Genomic DNA, 16945 nt, shown 5'->3' on the forward strand with positions numbered 1-16945 from the left:
CTGGTGGCGATAGCATGATGGACACACCTGTACCCATTCCGAACACAGAAGTTAAGCATCATAACGGCGACGATAGTACTTACGTGCAACAATAGCTAGCTGCCGGTTCTTCTTTTTTTGTATGTAATTTTATATCATATCTTCTGACATATCTTCTCTATTTTTTTATGTCTTTATTTTTACTGGGTCTTTTTGGCCTTTTTTTTGTAAGTTTTATGTTAAGGTTTCCTTTTGTCTTTGTTCTTTAAATAGAGCGTGTTTTGTAGTATAATAATTGTGGTGATAAAATGAAAATTAAGTTATATTTTGGACGAGAGAATACGATAAAAAAATCGGGTATTGGTAGAGCTTTTATTCATCAAAAGAAAGCTTTGGAGTTAACAGGAATACCCTACACAGTTGATTTTGATGATTTAGATTATGATATTTTGCATATCAATACAGTATGGCCTGATAGCTATCGAATAATCAATCAGGCAAGAAAGAATAATAAAAAAATCATATATCATGCTCATAGTACTGAAGAGGATTTTAGAAATTCTTTTATGTTTTCTAATACCGTTTCTGGTATTTATAAAAAATGGCTAATTAGTATGTACAGTAAGGCTGATTATATTATTACACCTACACCATATTCAAAAAGATTACTAGAATCTTATGGTATTAATATTCCAATCAAGGCTATTTCTAATGGTGTTGACCTAGAACAGTTTAATCCAACAAAAGAACAGATTTCATTGTTTGAAAAAGAATATAATATTAAAGAAGATGATATTTTAATTATTTCAGTTGGCTGGTTGTTTGAACGTAAAGGATTTGATACTTTTGTAGAAGTTGCCAGAAAATTACCTGAATATCGTTTTATGTGGTTTGGTGATGTAAAGATGTCAGTTCCTACCAAAAAAATTAAAGACTTATTAGATAATTTACCAGATAATTTGCTTTTACCAGGTTATGTAAGTGGTGATGTTATTAAAGGTGCTTATGGTAGATCAAATATTTTCTTTTTTCCTTCACGAGAGGAAACTGAAGGAATTGTTGTTTTAGAGGCATTAGCTAGTCGTTGTAATGTTTTATTACGTGATATCCCGGTTTTTTCCGATTGGTTGACTAATGGGGTTAATTGTTATATGGGAAAAGATACTGATGATTTTGTCGATATAATCAAAAAAATGATTAATCATGAATATCCATCTTTAATTGAGCAAGGATATCAAGTAGCAAAACAACGACAACTTGCTAATATCGGAAAAGAGTTATTAGAGGTGTATAATATTACATTGAATCTCTAATTAGAGGTGTTTTTATGAAAAATAATTCGAAAAAAAAGTATCTCATTAATTTTTTATTAATTATTGTAATTGGTGCTGCTGTTATTTATTTTACAATGAAAGATGATTTAGAAGCATCAATAGAAGCTTTACTAACAGCTTCAGCTGGCTGGATAATAGTGTCGTTAATTCTAATGATTATTTATTATATACTTGATGGAATTAACCTCTATACGTTCGGTCAGCTTTATAAAAAAGATTATTCTTTTAAACAAGCGTTTGTAAATTCAATATCTGGTATATTATTTAATGGTTTAACTCCTTTTTCAAGTGGTGGGCAATTTGCTCAGGTTTATATTTTTAATAAACAAGGGATACCGCCTACTAATTCTGCTAGTATTTTGTTAATGGCATTTATTGTTTATCAGTCGGTACTAGTTATTTTTACAGCAATTGTAATGGTATTTAGATATACAACATATAGTAAAATTTATTCAAATTTTTTTTCATTAGCTATTTTAGGATTTTTAATTAATTTTTTTGTAATAGCAGGGTTATTTTTAGGAGCTAAATCTAAACGATTGCAGGATTTTGTTTGTAATTCAGTGATAAAGGTTTTAAGTAAAATTAGAATTGTTAAAGATTATGAAGAAACAACAATAAAAATTTCTCGATCATTAGAAAATTTTAGAACTGAACTTAGTATATTGCAAAAAAACAAAATAATATTATTTAAGTCATCAATGTTGAATTTAGGTAAATTATTGATTTTATATAGTATTCCTTTTTTTGTAGCAAAAGCTTTAAATCTGAGTGTTAATTATGGACAAATATTTGATTTTATTGGAATATGTTCATTTGTTTATATGATAACTGCCTTTGTTCCTATTCCAGGAGCTAGTGGTGGTAGCGAGGGAGTTTATTATATGTTATTCAGTCCTATATTAGGATCTGTTGGTACGCCGACATCAATGCTTATTTGGCGTTTTATGACATATTATTTGGGATTAATTTTAGGTGCGGTTGTTTTTGCAACTAATCGCGAAATTAACAGAATGGAGTGAAGATATGAAAATTGCAATTTTTTCAGATACATATACGCCTGATTTAAATGGTGTGGCAACCTCAACAAGAATTTTAAGAGATCAATTAGTAAAAAACGGACATGATGTTGTTGTTGTAACTAGTGAATTACCTAGTGATACTGAATATTTTGATGATCCAAATGATAATATTTTAAGAGTTCCAGGTTTAGAGATTCAAGCTCTTTATGGTTATCGGGCATGTAATATCTATTCTTTTAAAGGAATGCGTGAATTAAAAAGAATGAATATAGAAGTAATTCATGTTCAAACAGAATTTGGAATTGGAATTTTTGGACGTATTGTTGGTGAAGTTTTAGATATTCCAGTTGTTTATACATACCATACAATGTGGGCTGATTATACTCATTATGTAAATCCGGTAAATTCTGAGGCACTTGATGGATTATTTAAAAAGGCAGTTTTTAAGATAAGTAGATTTTATGGTGATAAAAGTACTGAACTAATTGTTCCGTCTAAAAAAACAAAAGAGGCGTTGGAAAAGTATGGTTTAGATAAAGAAGTACATATTATTCCAACTGGATTGGATTTACAAAAATTTAATCCAGAAAATAGAAATGAAGAATTGATTGCAAAGATTAAAGAACAATATGGCATAAAAGATCAATTTGTAATTACTTTTTTAGGTAGAATAGCTAAAGAGAAAAGTATTGAAGTTTTAATTGATGCAATGAAAGAAATTGTTAAGATAAATGATAATGTACTTTGTTTAATTGTTGGTGGTGGACCACAATTAGATGAATTAAAAGAATTAGTAAAAGATGATCATATTAGTAAGTATATTGTTTTTACTGGTCCTAAGCCAGGTTATGAGGTACCTAGTTATTATCATCTATCTAATGTTTTTGTTTCAGCATCAGTTTCAGAAACCCAAGGGTTGACGTATATAGAAGCAATGGCAAGTGGAATACCAGCAGTTGCTCGATATGACAAAAACCTTGAGGATGTTATTACTAATGGTTTTAATGGGTATTTTTTTAATGATACTAATGAATTGGTTGCAATTTTATTGAATTTAATAAAAGATGATTTTACAGAAATTGCTCATAATGCTTTGTTGAGTGTAAAAAAATATAGCAGTGAAGTTTTTTGTGAGAAGGTCTTAGAAGTTTATCGCCAAGCGATTAAATCTAAACATTATTCATATACTGTAAAATCGATATATCCAATTAAAAATGGAATTAATGAAGTAGTTTTCTTATATGATGAAAGTGAAATAATTGTAGAAGTAAGTGATAAGTTAATTAAAAATTATCAATTAAAACCTGGTGTTATTATTGATAAAGAAGTTTTTGATGCTATTAAGGATTTTGAACAAGTTAGCAGAGCTTATCATAAAGCTTTAAAATTATTAACTATAAAAGATTACACTTACAAGCAAATGAAAAAAAAGCTGATGGATAGTGGTGCGTATGATGATACACAGCTCGATGCAACGCTTTCTTTATTGCAGGAGAAGAATTTAATCAATGATGAGGCATTTACTACTAATTATTTAAATCGCTGTCTACGCTTAGGAATTGGCATAAATAAGGCAGTTTATAATTTAAGAAATTACGGTGTTGATAGCGAAGTTATTGATAAATGTTTAGCTGAATTAGATAATGATAGTGAATATAATGAAGCAACGGCACTGATTGATACTATTTATAATCGAAACAATAATTTTTCATATAAAGCAATGTTAAAGAAGATTCGTGATAAGCTATTTATGAAAGGTTTTACATCAGAAACAATTGAACGAGCTTTAAATGATTATGATTTTGAATATGATATAAATAAAGAACAAGAGGCATTAAGAAAAGAATTTGAAAAACAAAAGCATAAATTTCAAAAAAAATATAAAGATTCGCAATTGAAAGAAAAAATCATTGATACTCTTTTAAGAAAAGGTTACAATTATGAACATATTAAAGAATTAATAAATGAAGAAGGAGCATTAGATGATGAATAAAATTATTGAACTAAAACCGGGAGATGAAGGCGTTTTAATAGAAGCTTTAATCAACCGAGTTGTAACTGGTAAAACTAATGGCGCTAATCGTTCTACATATTTAAGCATAACATTGCAAGATAAAACTGGAACAATAGATGCTAAATTATGGAATGCAAGCAATGAACAAGTTGAACAACTAAAAGCAGGTTGTGTTGTTCAAGTTATGGGTGATATAATAAAATATAATGAAGATCGTCAAATGAAAATCATTAAAATAAAGATTGCTTCAACAGATGCTAATGAACAAGTTAAATTTTTAAAAAGTGCACCTGAAGATGCTGGAGAATTAATTAAAGAAATTTATGGTTATATTGATCGAATTGATAATCTTAAATTACATCAATTAGTTAAAACGATCTTTAATCGTTATGTAGATAAATTATCTATTTATCCAGCCGCTAGTAAAAACCATCATGAATATGTTTCTGGTTTGGCTTATCATACATGTAGTATGTTAAGAATTGCTAATGCGATTTGTGAATTATATCCTTCATTAAATAAAGATTTATTATTTTCTGGAATTACGTTACACGACCTTGGTAAAACAATAGAGTTAAGTGGGCCAGTTGTTCCTGAATACACTGTTGAAGGTAAGTTGTTAGGACATATTTCTATCTCTCAAGCAATTATTAAAGAAACTGCTGATGAAATGCATATTAGTGGGGAAGAGGTAGTTTTATTACAACATATGATATTAGCTCATCATGGTAAAAATGAATATGGTTCACCAGTATTACCACAAATTAAAGAAGCAGAAGTACTATATTTGATTGATAATATGGATGCTCGTATTAATATGTTGGATAAAGCATTAGAAACAGTAGAACCAGGAAGTTTTTCTAAACGCGTTTTTGCTTTAGAAAATAGAGCTTTTTACAAACCAAAAATTGATTAATATTTAATAGCTGAAACGATTGTATTAAATCTTTCAGCTTTTTTGTTTAGAAAAAGGAGGTATTAACCTCCTTAAATATTATTCCATTATTTGATTAAATAAACTATCTAAATTAACTTCATTACTTCTATCGCTAAAATTAATTTCAATTTGATCATTATTATCATAGCGTGGAATAATATGAAGATGAAAATGCATCACAGTTTGACCAGCTACTTCATTAGCATTAGTTAAAATATTTACCCCATTAGCATTTAATTTAGTAACAATCTTATTAGCAATATCTTTTGTCACTTTAATCATATGAGCTAGTGTATCATCATCAACTTCTAAAAAGTTTTTGAAGTGCTTTTTAGGAATTACTAATGTATGACCATTAGTTGTCTGACTTAAATCTAAAAAAGCAACACAAATATCATCTTCATAAATTATTTTACCTGGTATTTCTTTATTAGCAATTTTACAAAAAATACAATTATCCATTTCAAATTCCTCCTATTTATATTTTAACATACAAAAAAGATAAGGGGAAACCCCTTATCCAAAATAATCTTCATTTGTTTCTTCAATTTCATCTTTTAAAGCTTCTTCATATACATCGAAGTTATACTTACGTAAATAATGAGTTTCCATTTTTGTTGAAATATCACTTAATGAAGTAAGATTTTCTTTGATTTCAGATTCTAAATTAGTTTTATCAGTATTATATACATATACAACAGCATATTTAGAGTCTGAAGTTTTAATTACTTTATTATAAATGCCATCTTTTTTAAACTTATCTAATTTATCAATAATATTTTTATCAATGCTACTTGAATCAGTAGTTACCATACCATTATCGCTGCCACTATTAGCACTCATTAAAGTATCAAAGTCACTACCATTTTTAACTTGATCAATAATGCTTAAAGCAGCTGATTCAGTATCTAAAGTAATTGTTTTTATATATTTTACTTTATATTCATCAAGTAAATCATCGTAATTTTCATCAATATATTTTTTAAGCAATAAATTTTGTTTAACACCATCAGTAATTACATCATCAATATATTCTTGACTAGATTCATAACCACTTTGTTTAGCATAATCTTCAAATGACATTGTTAAACTTTCAGTATAAGAAGCGACTTGTTCATCAATACCTGCTTGAATTTGTTGTTCATCAGTAATTTCTTGATCTGCGATATAAGTAAGTGCTAATGTTAAAATTTCTGAACTACCATATTGTTCTAAAATATAATAGTAAATATCATTTTTTGTAATCTCAACATCATCACCAGAAATAATAGTTTTATCACCATCAGTAACTTCTGTAGAATAATTTACAGTATTAGAAGAACCACATCCTACTAATAAAGTAGCAATTAATGCAAACGAAATTCCTTTTTTCATTATTCGCTACCTCCTCTGCTAGTTTCACGTTCTTCTAACGCATTTGAAACAACTTCATTAATTATTTTCTCAGTTTCTTTATCATCATATTTAAGATCATATGATTGATAAGCATCATAAACCATATAACTATCGTAAGCAATTAAAGGGGTATCAATTGATAAATCTTTTTTAGTTTGTTTTTTGATACTATCTTTATCAGTGTTAGTTACTTTAACAATGTAATATCCACTTTCACCTTTAATAGGATCACTAACTTGGTCTTGACCTAAAGAAAAAATTGTACTTTCTACATCCTCACCATAAGTTTCAGATAGATATGATGTTGTATCAACAATACCTAAGCGACCTTTATTTTTATTTGTATTAGTATCATCAGAATAATCAGTAGCAATATCAGCAAAACTTTTACTAGATGATAATAACGCAGTTACCTCAGATAGTTTTGCAGATTCTTCTTCTGTTGGGTTTTCAACATCAGACATTGCCACTTCAATTATACTAACTTCACGAGGTGTCGCTTGAGTGAAATAATCATCAAAAACTTTATCAAAGTTATCTTCTACATAAGCAAGTAGAAAATTACTTCTTTGATATGCTTCTACCATATATTTGCGATATTCATCTAATGATTCAAAACCGCTACTTGATAATGCTGATTCAAGGTATTCTTCAGCATCATCACCATAAGAGCTTTCGTAGTATTCTTGAATTTGAGTGATTGTGTTATCAGCATCAGTCTCCATATCTTCATCAACTGGAAATTTTTGATCGATCAGCTGTTGTAAAGCAGCATCAAAATATGCACTTTTCCCACTAGCTGTAGAAATGATATCATCAAAAACATCATCAGCAAAAATATTTTTTTCTTTATCATCTTTACTTAATGAAGAAATTACGAATTTATCATCTTCTTTAACTGTCTTAGATCCATTTTGACAGCCAGTTAATAAGAAACTAGTAACCACAAGTGCTGCAGCACATTTTCCTAATTTCATATGTTTCCTCCTTTTGTTATCGAACGTTACAATTATACTATTTATTGCTTGTAATTTCAATAAATTAGGCAAAAACACATTGGCAATTGTTATTTTAACATAATTTATAATATGTAGGTGGTAGGAGGGAATTTGATGAATAACTGTAAGTGCTCGAATGTAAATGTCTTTGTATTGTTTATTATTTTAGTTATTGTTGGAATCTACTGTATTTAATAAGGGGGCGATTATAATGGCATGTCAAGATAATTCTTTTACATTGATTTTAGTATTATTTATTTTACTAGTTATTATTTGTAATATGTGTTAAAACGAATTAATTCTTGATAATGATTCGTTTATGGGTGCTTTAAGCACCCTGTTTTTTTGTTGATGAAAAGAATCAGATGTTTAAATAATAGGTTAAATGTTATTAGTAAAATGAATAAAAAAGACAAAACTTTTTAACTAAATCCCAATAGTTAAATTATTAACTAAGGATTAGTTTTAGTTTTGTCTAGATATAAAATACAATTGCAATAAAGTGTAAAATCGATGCAAGAGAAATAAAAATATGCCAGATAACATGGTTATATGGTATTTTTTTATTAGCATAAAAAAATGCACCAATTGAATATAAAATTCCTCCAGCAACAATTAATACCATAAACATCGTCGAAGAATTTTTTATTAAAGATGGTAAAAATAATACAGCTGTCCAACCCATTACTAAATAAATCGTTAATGAAAGTTTAGGTAGACTTTTTATTGAAAGAGATTTATATAATATTCCAATAAGTACCATTGTCCATTGAATAACAAGAATAATAATTCCTTGATAACCTTTAATTAAACATAAAGCCGCTGGAGTATAACTACCAGCAATAGCAAAATAAATAAAAATATGATCAAGAATTCTAAATACTTGTTTATGAGGACTATCGTGTTCCATTGCATGATATAAAGTAGAAACAAGAAACATTAAAAAAATACAAATCATGAAAACACTAACGCCTATCGCTTGAACAATGCCACCTTTAATGTAACTGTATACTGCACAAGCTGGAATTAAAAGCAATGTAATAAATGACATTATGCCATGAGTAATACAGTTAAATAATTCTTCTTTAAAATATGGTGGAAAAATTCGTTTAATTCCTTTTGCAATTTCTGTGTTTACCTTACCCATTTTATCACCCGCAATTACTATAATACAAATTACTTTGAATTTCAAATAAAATAACATAAATAAAAATGATACCTAAAGCAGTATCATTTAAATTAAATATTTTTTGTGATAACGATCTTTGTAAACCTGAATTGCAACCTTGATAGTCACTAATAAAGGCATTGCTATTACCATACCCCAAATACCAAATAATGATGAACCAGATAAGATACCAAATAGTACCCACATAATGCTCAAATCTATTTTTGAAGAATAAATTCGAGGAGTAATTACATACGATGTAACAATTGATTGAATAAAAATCAAAATACATAAAATTACTATTGTAGAAGTTCCCATACCTAATGAAGTAATTAATCCAAGACAGTTAGCCGCAATTGGTCCAACGTAAGGAATAATTGAACTAGCACCAGAAATACACCCTAGAATCAGCCAGTTAGGATGACCAATGATTAAATACATTACCATTGTTGTAAGTGCCTGGGCTATTGCACCTATAAAGAAAGCTTTAACATATTGAATTAATGAAAGATCAATTTCTCTTAAATAAATTGGTAAACGATTATCAATTTTTGTAGCAATATTTTTTATATAACTTCGGATATTTGAAAAATTACCAGACATATAAACAGCTAGGATAGTATAGATTAAAAAGTTTGTAACATTTATTAAAACCTGATTTAATACATCGATTGTTGTATCTACAACAACTGAATCATCAAAAAATTGATTGATAATTCCTTCAATATATTTTGTTAAAGAAGAAATATCATAATTGAAATTCTCTTTTACAAAATCACCGATTTCACTCAATCCTGAATAGAATGCTGGAAACATTTCCGAGATACTTTCAGAAATTAATGGTATTGCTAGTGAAATTAATAAACTTAATATAGCAAAAGAAGCTAAATAAACCATGAATACAGCTATTCCTCTTTTTACAACATATTTTTCAACATAATTGATAACAGGATTTAAAACATATGCAAAGGCAAAGCCGATAATAAATGGTTTTGATACAAGCCATATTACAGATAAAATACCATACCACAACTCACTAGTATTCATAAATAAAAGTACGATTACTAAAACTATCATCAAATTTAATAAAGTATGGGTGATTTTTTTTGAAGAAATTATTTTAAATAATTCTTTAAGAAATTCCATTTTTACACCCCCATTAATATAAATATACCACATTTTGGCTATAATATAAATTGAATTGGATTTCTATTTTAGAAAAGAAATAATTTTTTATTATTATTATTTATCATTTTATTTGTTTTTTGTAAAGTTATCTAGTAGAATTATTGAAGATAGAAAGGGGCTTAAGTATGTCAACTTTAAAAATAGAAAATTTGCATGTAAGTATTGGTGAAAAAGAAATATTAAAAGGTATCGATTTAGTTGTTAACACTGGTGAAACTCATGCGATTATGGGGCCTAATGGTAATGGTAAATCAACACTGTTATCAACTATTATGGGACATCCTAGATATACAGTTACTCAAGGAAGTATATACATAGACGATAAAAACGTATTAGAAATGAGCGTAGATGAACGCAGTAAGGCAGGATTATTTTTAGGAATGCAATATCCTCAAGAAATTCCTGGAGTTAAAACTTCAGATTTTTTAAGAGCAGCTGTTAATGCTCATCAAGAAAAACCAGTATCGTTGTTTAAATTTATTAGAATGTTGGAAAAAAACATTGATGAATTACATATGGATGAAAATCTAGCACATCGTTATTTGAATGAAGGTTTTTCTGGTGGCGAAAAAAAACGTAATGAAATTTTACAGATGAAATTATTGCAACCTAAGTTTGCGTTGTTAGATGAAATTGATTCTGGATTAGATGTAGATGCTTTAAAAATTGTTGCTAAAGCAATTAATGATATGCAAAGTGATGACTTTGGATGTATCATGGTATCTCACTATGAACGTTTATTTGAGCTAGTTCCACCTACACATGTTCATGTAATTGTAAATGGAAAAATTATTTTAAGTGGTGGAAAAGAAGTTATTGAAAAGATTGATCAAGAAGGATATGAATGGGTAAAAAAATTGGGAGTAGAAATAGCTGGTGAAGAAGAAAAGAAACCAATTTTACTTGAAAACTGTGCCAATAAAGAAAGAATTAAATCTAAATAATGAATCAGTTAAAAACTATTAACAATTATTTAGTATTTCATAATGGCACAATAGAAAGTCAAGTTTGTAATGATGATATTATTTTTGAAAAAAATAACGTAACTGTAAAACAAGCAGTTTCATTACAAATTGTTTATCTGATTGATCAAGAAGGTGAATATCAGTTTGATTTAAATATTAATGGTGAATTAGAACTGATTGAAATATATGATATTAAAACAGATGCTGTTTTAAATAAAAAAATTAGTATTTATGAAAACAGTAAATTATTAAGATATGTAGATAATCAAAGTATTGATAACATCAAAACAAAAATATCTGAAGATGTAGCAGTAGCTAAAAATGCGGATATTAGATGTGCATACGTAGAATTATCTAATAGTAATGTTGATTTAGATATCAACTATTCATTAAATGAACCTGAAGCAAAAGCAACAGTTAGACTTGCTTCTTTAGCAAAAAAAGATGAACAAAAGCATGTAACTATTGCAATTAGTCATGATGCTTGTTATACAACAGGAATCATGGATAACTATGGTGTTGTTAAAGATGCAGCTAGTTTAGTTATTGATGGAATTGGAACGATTCATAAAGGTAACCATCAATCAAATAGCCATCAAACAAATAAGATTATTGTTTTTGATGAAAAATGTAATGCTAAAGCTAATCCATATTTATATATTGATGAATATGATGTTAAAGCTAGTCATGGTGCTAGTGTTGGTAAAATTGATGAAAACCATTTATACTACTTACAATCTAGAGGTTTAAGTAGACAAGAAGCTATGCATTTGGTTACTTATGGATATTTTATCCCAGTATTAGAATTTATCGATAATGATGAATTGAAAGATATATTTAGTCAAACTTTAATGGAGAAGGTGGGTCTTTAATGCTTGATGTTGAAAAAATAAGACAAGATTTTCCGATGCTCAATGGAACAACAATGCATGGAAAACCACTTATATATTTTGATAACGGAGCAACAACTTTAAAACCACAGTGTGTAATTGATGCTGTTTGCGATTATTTAACTAATTATTCTGGTAATGCTCATCGTGGTGATTATGATTTATCTCATGATGTCGATACCCGTTTTGAGCATACCCGTGATTTAGTTGCAAAATTAATTAACTGTGATCGTAAGGAAGTTGTTTATACTTATGGTTCAACTGATAGTTTGAATTTAGTAGCTTTTGGATATGGAGCGTTACATTTACAAAAAGACGACGAAGTTTTATTAACTGTAGCTGAGCATGCCTCAAATACTTTACCATGGTTTGAGGTTTGCCAACAAACAGGCAGTGTTATTAATTATATTGATTTAGATAACGAAGGCCGTTTGACAATTGAAAATGTAAAAAAAGCAATTACAGATAAAACAAAGATTATTTCTATTGCTCAAGTTACAAATGTTTTAGGATATGATGGTCCTATTAAAGAAATTTGCAAACTAGCTCATGATCGCGGGATAATCGTATGCGTTGATGGGGCTCAAAGTGTACCTCATCAAAGTGTTGATGTAAAAGATCTAGATGTTGATTTTTTAGCATTTTCAGGTCATAAAATGTGCGGACCAACTGGTGTAGGAATTTTATATGGTAAATATGATTTATTACAAGAAACTAGTCCTACTCGTTTAGGTGGGGGCAGCAATTCAAGATATAATAGTTGTGGATCTGTTAAATTAAAAAATGCACCGACTAAATTTGAAGCTGGCACTCCTAATATTGAAGGGGTAATCGGACTTGGAGCAGCAATTGAATATTTGATGCAAATTGGGATGGACAATATCCATGAACAAGAGTTGAAATTACGAGCTTATGCTATTAAAAAAATGCAAGAGCTTGATAATTTAGAAATATATAATCCTAATGGTCAAGGAGCAATTGCCTTTAATATTAAAGGAGTTTTCAGCCAGGATGCTGCTTCTTTATTTAATACATATGGTATTGCAGTAAGAGCGGGACAACATTGTGCTAAAATATTAGACGAATTTTTAAATGTGTCGCAAACATTAAGAGTATCATTTTATTTTTACAATACTTTTGATGAAATTGATCAATTTATTGAAGTGTGTAAGAAAGGAGATGACTTTTTATATGCCTTCTTTGGATAGTATGATGATGCGAGAAATTATTATGGATCATTATGAAAACCCTCGTAATCACGGTTTAGTAGATGATAAAAAATATGATAGTGTTAACATGGATTCTGAAACTTGTATCGATAATATCGATGTTCAAGCATTGGTTGAAGATGGAGTGATTAAAGATATCCGTTTTGATGGAGAAGCTTGTGCAATCTGTACAGCAAGTACATCAATCATGAGTGAGCTTTTAATTGGTAAAACAATAGAAGAAGCAAATGTAATTATTGAAAATTATTATAACATGATTTATGAAAAGGATTATGATCCTGAAATTCTTGAAGAAGCGATTGCTTTTATGAATACACATCGACAAGCTAATCGAATTAAATGTGCAACTTTAGGATGGACAGGAATAAAACAGATCCTTGATCAAAAGTAGGAGGAATTATATGGATGATATAAAAAAAGAAATTCCTGATCAAGATTATGCTTATGGTTTTAATGATGGCGATGTTTCTGTTTTTAAAACACCAAAGGGTTTAAATGAAGATATTATTAGAGAAATTTCTCAAATAAAAAATGAACCTGAATGGATGCTTGAATATCGTTTAAAATCATATCGTTGTTTTATGGAAAAACCAATGCCAACCTGGGGTGTTGATTTGAGTCGTGTAAACTTTGATGAATATACATATTATATTCGTCCAAGTGATAAACAGGCCAATGATTGGGAAGATGTACCAGATACAATTAAAGAAACTTTCCAAAAACTTGGGATTCCTGAAGCAGAGCAAAAATATCTTTCTGGAGTTAGTACTCAATATGAATCTGAAGTTGTTTATCATAACATGTTAAAAGAAGTAACTGAAAAAGGTGTTATTTTCTTGGATATTGATAGTGGTCTTAGAGAATATCCAGAATTGTTTAGAAAATATTTTGATACAGTTATTCCTTACAATGACAATAAGTTTTCGGCATTAAATGGTGCCGTTTGGTCTGGAGGTTCATTTATTTATGTACCACCAGGAGTTAAATTAGATAAACCATTACAGTCATATTTTAGAATTAATGCTGAAAGAATGGCTCAATTTGAAAGAACTTTAATAATCGTTGATAAAGGTGCCGATATTCATTATGTTGAAGGATGTACAGCACCAAATTATTCAAAAGATTCACTACATGCAGGTGTAGTTGAAATCATTGTTGGTGAAGGGGCAAAATGTCGTTATACAACGATTCAAAATTGGTCTAACAATATTTTAAACCTTGTTACCCAAAGAGCTAAAGTTTATAAAAATGGTTCAATGGAGTGGGTAGATGGAAATATTGGTAGCGCTGTAACGATGAAATATCCTACTTGTGTTTTAATGGAAGAAGGAGCTAAGGGCTCATGTATTACTATTGCAGTAGCTGCAAATGATCAAATCATGGATTCAGGATCTAAGATGATTCATTTAGCACCAAATACATCAAGTAGTATTGTTTCTAAATCGGTATCTCGTCAAGGTGGAAAGGTTAATTATCGTGGAATGGTACAACATGGTAAAAATGCTTATAATTCTAAAAGTAAAGTAGAATGTGATACTTTGATATTAGATGAGATGTCAACTAGTGATACAGTACCGGTAAACTGGATGCGTAACAATGATTCAATTATTGAACATGAGGCAACGGTTTCTAAGATTTCTGAAGAACAGTTATTTTATTTGATGAGTCGTGGATTAACAAAAGAAGAAGCGATGGATATGATTATTATGGGCTTCATTGAACCATTCTCTCGTGAATTACCAATGGAATATGCTGTTGAATTGAATCGTTTAATTAAATTGGATTTTGGAGATAAGGGAATTGGATAAATCTAGTTTAAGAAAACAAATGATAAAAGCAAGATTAGATTTAGATAGTGTAAATTACACTACTAAATCTAATTTTATTATTAGTAAGTTAAAACAACATCCTGATTTTATCAAAGCTAAAACTATTGGTATTTATGTTTCATTTCGTAATGAAGTCAATACAATTTCTTTAATTAAAGAGATGCTAAGTAATAAAAATATTTGTGTTCCTAAAATTGAAGATAAAGAGATGAATTTTTATCAAATTAAATCTTTTGATGAATTAAAGCCTAATTATATGAAAATCTTAGAACCTGATAATCATCATTTTATAAGTAAAGATCAAATTGATTTAATGATCGTACCCATTGTTGCTTACGATTGTTTTAATAATCGTTTAGGCTATGGAGGTGGCTATTATGATCGTTATTTATCAGACTATAAAGGCAAGATAATAGGTTTGGCTTTTAGTTTTCAAAAAGTACCATTGTTACCGGTAGAACCCTTTGATTTACCAATTAGTACAATTATTGATGAAAAATAGAAACGATTTTGTTATAATATGGTATGTAGTTGTTTTTTAACAATGGTAAATATAAAAGTAGGGTGAAAATATGTCGAGAGAAAAGAGTTTGATCAAAAATACACTAATAATGGCTGTGGGAACTTTTTTACCACGAATTATTAATTTATTAACGACGCCTATAATTACGAGTAGTACTACTGGTGCTCAATATGGGCAAATTGATTTAGTTACATCAACAATCTTAAATTTTATTGTACCACTATGTACATTACAATTAGAACAAGCACTATTTCGATTTTTGGTTGATGCTAAAAGTGAAGAAGAACAACGAAAAACGATTACTAATGGCTATTTAATTATCTTTATAATGATGATTTTAGCAGCAATAATATGCTTGTTTGTTCCAATTAATATGTTTGAAGGTCCATTGAAACTTTTTATAATCGGTTATATTTGGATTGAAATTATTGCAACTACTTCTAGATTTGTTTTAAGAGCATTTTCAAAATATAAAGAATATTCTTTTTTAGCAGCATTAGTAGTTTTTGTAAACTTTATTGTTGTATCAATCTGTTTATTGTGGTTAAAAACAGGATATATCGGGGTATTAATTGCTTTAGTTGCTGCTGATGTTGTTGGCTTTTTATATGTATTATGTGTTTGTAATGTTTTCAAATATATTCGTTTTAAATATATAGATTTTGGATTTGCGTCTAAAATGTTAAGCTATGCCTTACCATTTATTCCTAATCAGGTATCTTGGTATATTAATCAATTATCAGATCGTTGGATCATTAATATCTTTTTAGGAGCTAGTGCCAATGGTATCTATGCATTAGCAAATAAGATTCCTTCAATCGTTACTATTTTATATCCAGCTTTTAACTTAGCATGGACAGATTCAGCAACAAGAAGTGTTAACGATCCTGATAGTGCTCAATACTATAATCGAATGTTTAAAATGTTGTTTTGTATTGTTTCAGCGGGATCAATATTGTTACTAGCTGTTTCGCCATTTCTTTTCATGATCTTAAATCGTAATGAATCTTTAGAGAGTGCTTATTTATATACACCAACTTTGATTTTAGCGATGTATTTCTATTGCTTTTCACAGTTTTTTGGTAGTATTTATGTGGCTGTAAAGAGTGCTAAAAATATGGCAGTTACTACTACAATTTCAGCAGCAATCAATATTATTATTAATGTTGTTTTTATTAATATTATTGGAGTTCAAGCTGCCGTAATTTCTACTTTGATTGCTAACTTATTTTTAGCGGGGTATCGTTTTATTGATTTAAATCGCCGTTTTTGTCGGCTTCGAATTAATAAACGATTGACTACTTTAACAATTATTGTTTTTGTGATTTCAATGCTTTTAGCTTTATCTATTGATTTGAAATTATGGATTGTTAATATTGTGTTTGCTGTTATTTTTGCTTATTTCATTTCTGGTGATGTATTCATAAGGATGATTCGTTCTTTTATTAAAAAAAGATAAGTTTTATAAATGTTA

Annotated in this window: 17 protein-coding genes and 1 rRNA gene; 13 read left to right on the forward strand and 5 right to left on the reverse strand. The window is 28.7% G+C overall.

The window, feature by feature from the left end:
- From rrf to B5E92_RS11375, 5 genes are all read left to right on the forward strand, one after another.
- Nucleotides 1-108: ribosomal RNA gene (rrf, locus tag B5E92_RS11355) — 5S ribosomal RNA — on the forward strand.
- Nucleotides 109-287: 179 nt separating this feature from the next.
- A complete protein-coding gene (locus tag B5E92_RS11360) occupies nt 288-1292 on the forward strand; it encodes a glycosyltransferase family 4 protein (protein WP_087302268.1) in 1005 nt (334 codons plus the stop codon).
- Between the two features lie 14 nt (nt 1293-1306).
- Nucleotides 1307-2335 (forward strand): lysylphosphatidylglycerol synthase transmembrane domain-containing protein, encoded by a 1029-nt coding sequence (locus B5E92_RS11365; RefSeq protein WP_087302270.1) that lies wholly within the window; start codon nt 1307-1309, stop codon nt 2333-2335.
- A gap of 4 nt (nt 2336-2339) precedes the next feature.
- Entirely contained in the window at nt 2340-4328 is a 1989-nt protein-coding gene (locus tag B5E92_RS11370; RefSeq protein WP_087302272.1) for a glycosyltransferase, read from the forward strand.
- On the forward strand, nt 4321-5265 hold the full coding sequence (locus B5E92_RS11375; protein ID WP_087302274.1) for an OB-fold nucleic acid binding domain-containing protein: 945 nt from the start codon (nt 4321-4323) through the stop codon (nt 5263-5265). Before B5E92_RS11370 ends, B5E92_RS11375 begins: the two co-directional genes overlap by 8 nt.
- A gap of 78 nt (nt 5266-5343) precedes the next feature.
- Here B5E92_RS11375 and B5E92_RS11380 read toward each other — a convergent pair whose 3' ends face one another.
- Genes B5E92_RS11380 through B5E92_RS11390 form a run of 3 tightly spaced genes read right to left on the reverse strand, consistent with a single transcriptional unit; the run spans nt 5344 to nt 7658 of the window.
- Nucleotides 5344-5748, reverse strand: a complete 405-nt coding sequence (locus B5E92_RS11380; RefSeq protein ID WP_087302276.1) for an HIT family protein — start codon at nt 5746-5748, stop codon at nt 5344-5346.
- Nucleotides 5749-5802: 54 nt separating this feature from the next.
- The gene (locus B5E92_RS11385) at nt 5803-6660 is read right to left on the reverse strand and encodes a hypothetical protein (RefSeq protein WP_087302278.1); all 858 of its coding nucleotides are present in this window, start codon (nt 6658-6660) and stop codon (nt 5803-5805) included.
- Nucleotides 6660-7658, reverse strand: coding sequence for a peptidylprolyl isomerase (locus B5E92_RS11390; RefSeq protein WP_087302280.1), 999 nt, complete (start codon nt 7656-7658; stop codon nt 6660-6662). The genes B5E92_RS11385 and B5E92_RS11390 overlap by 1 nt, the downstream gene beginning before the upstream one ends.
- Before the next feature lie 232 nt (nt 7659-7890).
- Between B5E92_RS11390 and B5E92_RS16020 the strand changes: the two genes are divergently transcribed.
- Nucleotides 7891-7968 carry a YjcZ family sporulation protein gene (locus B5E92_RS16020; RefSeq protein WP_081446386.1) on the forward strand — a complete coding sequence of 26 codons (78 nt, stop codon included), beginning with the start codon at nt 7891-7893 and terminating at the stop codon, nt 7966-7968.
- Between the two features lie 186 nt (nt 7969-8154).
- On the opposite strand, the gene B5E92_RS11400 is transcribed toward B5E92_RS16020, so the two are convergent.
- Nucleotides 8155-8826 carry a hemolysin III family protein gene (locus B5E92_RS11400; protein ID WP_087374514.1) on the reverse strand — a complete coding sequence of 224 codons (672 nt, stop codon included), beginning with the start codon at nt 8824-8826 and terminating at the stop codon, nt 8155-8157.
- An 87-nt stretch (nt 8827-8913) separates the two neighbouring features.
- Nucleotides 8914-9993, reverse strand: coding sequence for an AI-2E family transporter (locus tag B5E92_RS11405; protein WP_087302286.1), 1080 nt, complete (start codon nt 9991-9993; stop codon nt 8914-8916).
- A gap of 167 nt (nt 9994-10160) precedes the next feature.
- Here B5E92_RS11405 and sufC point away from each other — a divergent pair, with 167 nt between their 5' ends.
- From sufC to B5E92_RS11440, 7 genes are all read left to right on the forward strand, one after another.
- On the forward strand, nt 10161-10979 hold the full coding sequence (gene sufC / locus B5E92_RS11410; protein ID WP_087302288.1) for a Fe-S cluster assembly ATPase SufC: 819 nt from the start codon (nt 10161-10163) through the stop codon (nt 10977-10979).
- Nucleotides 10979-11872 (forward strand): SufD family Fe-S cluster assembly protein, encoded by an 894-nt coding sequence (locus tag B5E92_RS11415; RefSeq protein WP_087302290.1) that lies wholly within the window; start codon nt 10979-10981, stop codon nt 11870-11872. The genes sufC and B5E92_RS11415 overlap by 1 nt, the downstream gene beginning before the upstream one ends.
- Nucleotides 11872-13098, forward strand: coding sequence for an aminotransferase class V-fold PLP-dependent enzyme (locus tag B5E92_RS11420; protein WP_087302292.1), 1227 nt, complete (start codon nt 11872-11874; stop codon nt 13096-13098). Before B5E92_RS11415 ends, B5E92_RS11420 begins: the two co-directional genes overlap by 1 nt.
- Nucleotides 13082-13510 (forward strand): Fe-S cluster assembly sulfur transfer protein SufU, encoded by a 429-nt coding sequence (gene sufU, locus B5E92_RS11425; protein ID WP_087302294.1) that lies wholly within the window; start codon nt 13082-13084, stop codon nt 13508-13510. Before B5E92_RS11420 ends, sufU begins: the two co-directional genes overlap by 17 nt.
- A 10-nt stretch (nt 13511-13520) precedes the next feature.
- Nucleotides 13521-14927, forward strand: a complete 1407-nt coding sequence (sufB, locus tag B5E92_RS11430; RefSeq protein ID WP_087302296.1) for a Fe-S cluster assembly protein SufB — start codon at nt 13521-13523, stop codon at nt 14925-14927.
- Nucleotides 14920-15450, forward strand: a complete 531-nt coding sequence (locus B5E92_RS11435; RefSeq protein ID WP_087302298.1) for a 5-formyltetrahydrofolate cyclo-ligase — start codon at nt 14920-14922, stop codon at nt 15448-15450. The genes sufB and B5E92_RS11435 overlap by 8 nt, the downstream gene beginning before the upstream one ends.
- Before the next feature lie 70 nt (nt 15451-15520).
- Nucleotides 15521-16930 carry a lipopolysaccharide biosynthesis protein gene (locus B5E92_RS11440; RefSeq protein ID WP_087302300.1) on the forward strand — a complete coding sequence of 470 codons (1410 nt, stop codon included), beginning with the start codon at nt 15521-15523 and terminating at the stop codon, nt 16928-16930.
- The last annotated feature ends 15 nt before the right edge of the window (nt 16931-16945 follow it).

Origin of the sequence: Erysipelatoclostridium sp. An15 (assembly GCF_002160675.1) — a bacterium.
Lineage (GTDB): Bacteria > Bacillota_I > Bacilli_A > Erysipelotrichales > Coprobacillaceae > Thomasclavelia > Thomasclavelia merdavium.

Coding starts and splice junctions, on each gene's coding strand:
- B5E92_RS11360 (WP_087302268.1), top strand. CDS start 288: ATGAAAATTAAGTTATATTTTGGACGAGAGAATACGATAAAAAAATCG.
- B5E92_RS11365 (WP_087302270.1), top strand. CDS start 1,307: ATGAAAAATAATTCGAAAAAAAAGTATCTCATTAATTTTTTATTAATT.
- B5E92_RS11370 (WP_087302272.1), top strand. CDS start 2,340: ATGAAAATTGCAATTTTTTCAGATACATATACGCCTGATTTAAATGGT.
- B5E92_RS11375 (WP_087302274.1), top strand. CDS start 4,321: ATGAATAAAATTATTGAACTAAAACCGGGAGATGAAGGCGTTTTAATA.
- B5E92_RS11380 (WP_087302276.1), bottom strand. CDS start 5,748: ATGGATAATTGTATTTTTTGTAAAATTGCTAATAAAGAAATACCAGGT.
- B5E92_RS11385 (WP_087302278.1), bottom strand. CDS start 6,660: ATGAAAAAAGGAATTTCGTTTGCATTAATTGCTACTTTATTAGTAGGA.
- B5E92_RS11390 (WP_087302280.1), bottom strand. CDS start 7,658: ATGAAATTAGGAAAATGTGCTGCAGCACTTGTGGTTACTAGTTTCTTA.
- B5E92_RS16020 (WP_081446386.1), top strand. CDS start 7,891: ATGGCATGTCAAGATAATTCTTTTACATTGATTTTAGTATTATTTATT.
- B5E92_RS11400 (WP_087374514.1), bottom strand. CDS start 8,826: ATGGGTAAGGTAAACACAGAAATTGCAAAAGGAATTAAACGAATTTTT.
- B5E92_RS11405 (WP_087302286.1), bottom strand. CDS start 9,993: ATGGAATTTCTTAAAGAATTATTTAAAATAATTTCTTCAAAAAAAATC.
- sufC (WP_087302288.1), top strand. CDS start 10,161: ATGTCAACTTTAAAAATAGAAAATTTGCATGTAAGTATTGGTGAAAAA.
- B5E92_RS11415 (WP_087302290.1), top strand. CDS start 10,979: ATGAATCAGTTAAAAACTATTAACAATTATTTAGTATTTCATAATGGC.
- B5E92_RS11420 (WP_087302292.1), top strand. CDS start 11,872: ATGCTTGATGTTGAAAAAATAAGACAAGATTTTCCGATGCTCAATGGA.
- sufU (WP_087302294.1), top strand. CDS start 13,082: ATGCCTTCTTTGGATAGTATGATGATGCGAGAAATTATTATGGATCAT.
- sufB (WP_087302296.1), top strand. CDS start 13,521: ATGGATGATATAAAAAAAGAAATTCCTGATCAAGATTATGCTTATGGT.
- B5E92_RS11440 (WP_087302300.1), top strand. CDS start 15,521: ATGTCGAGAGAAAAGAGTTTGATCAAAAATACACTAATAATGGCTGTG.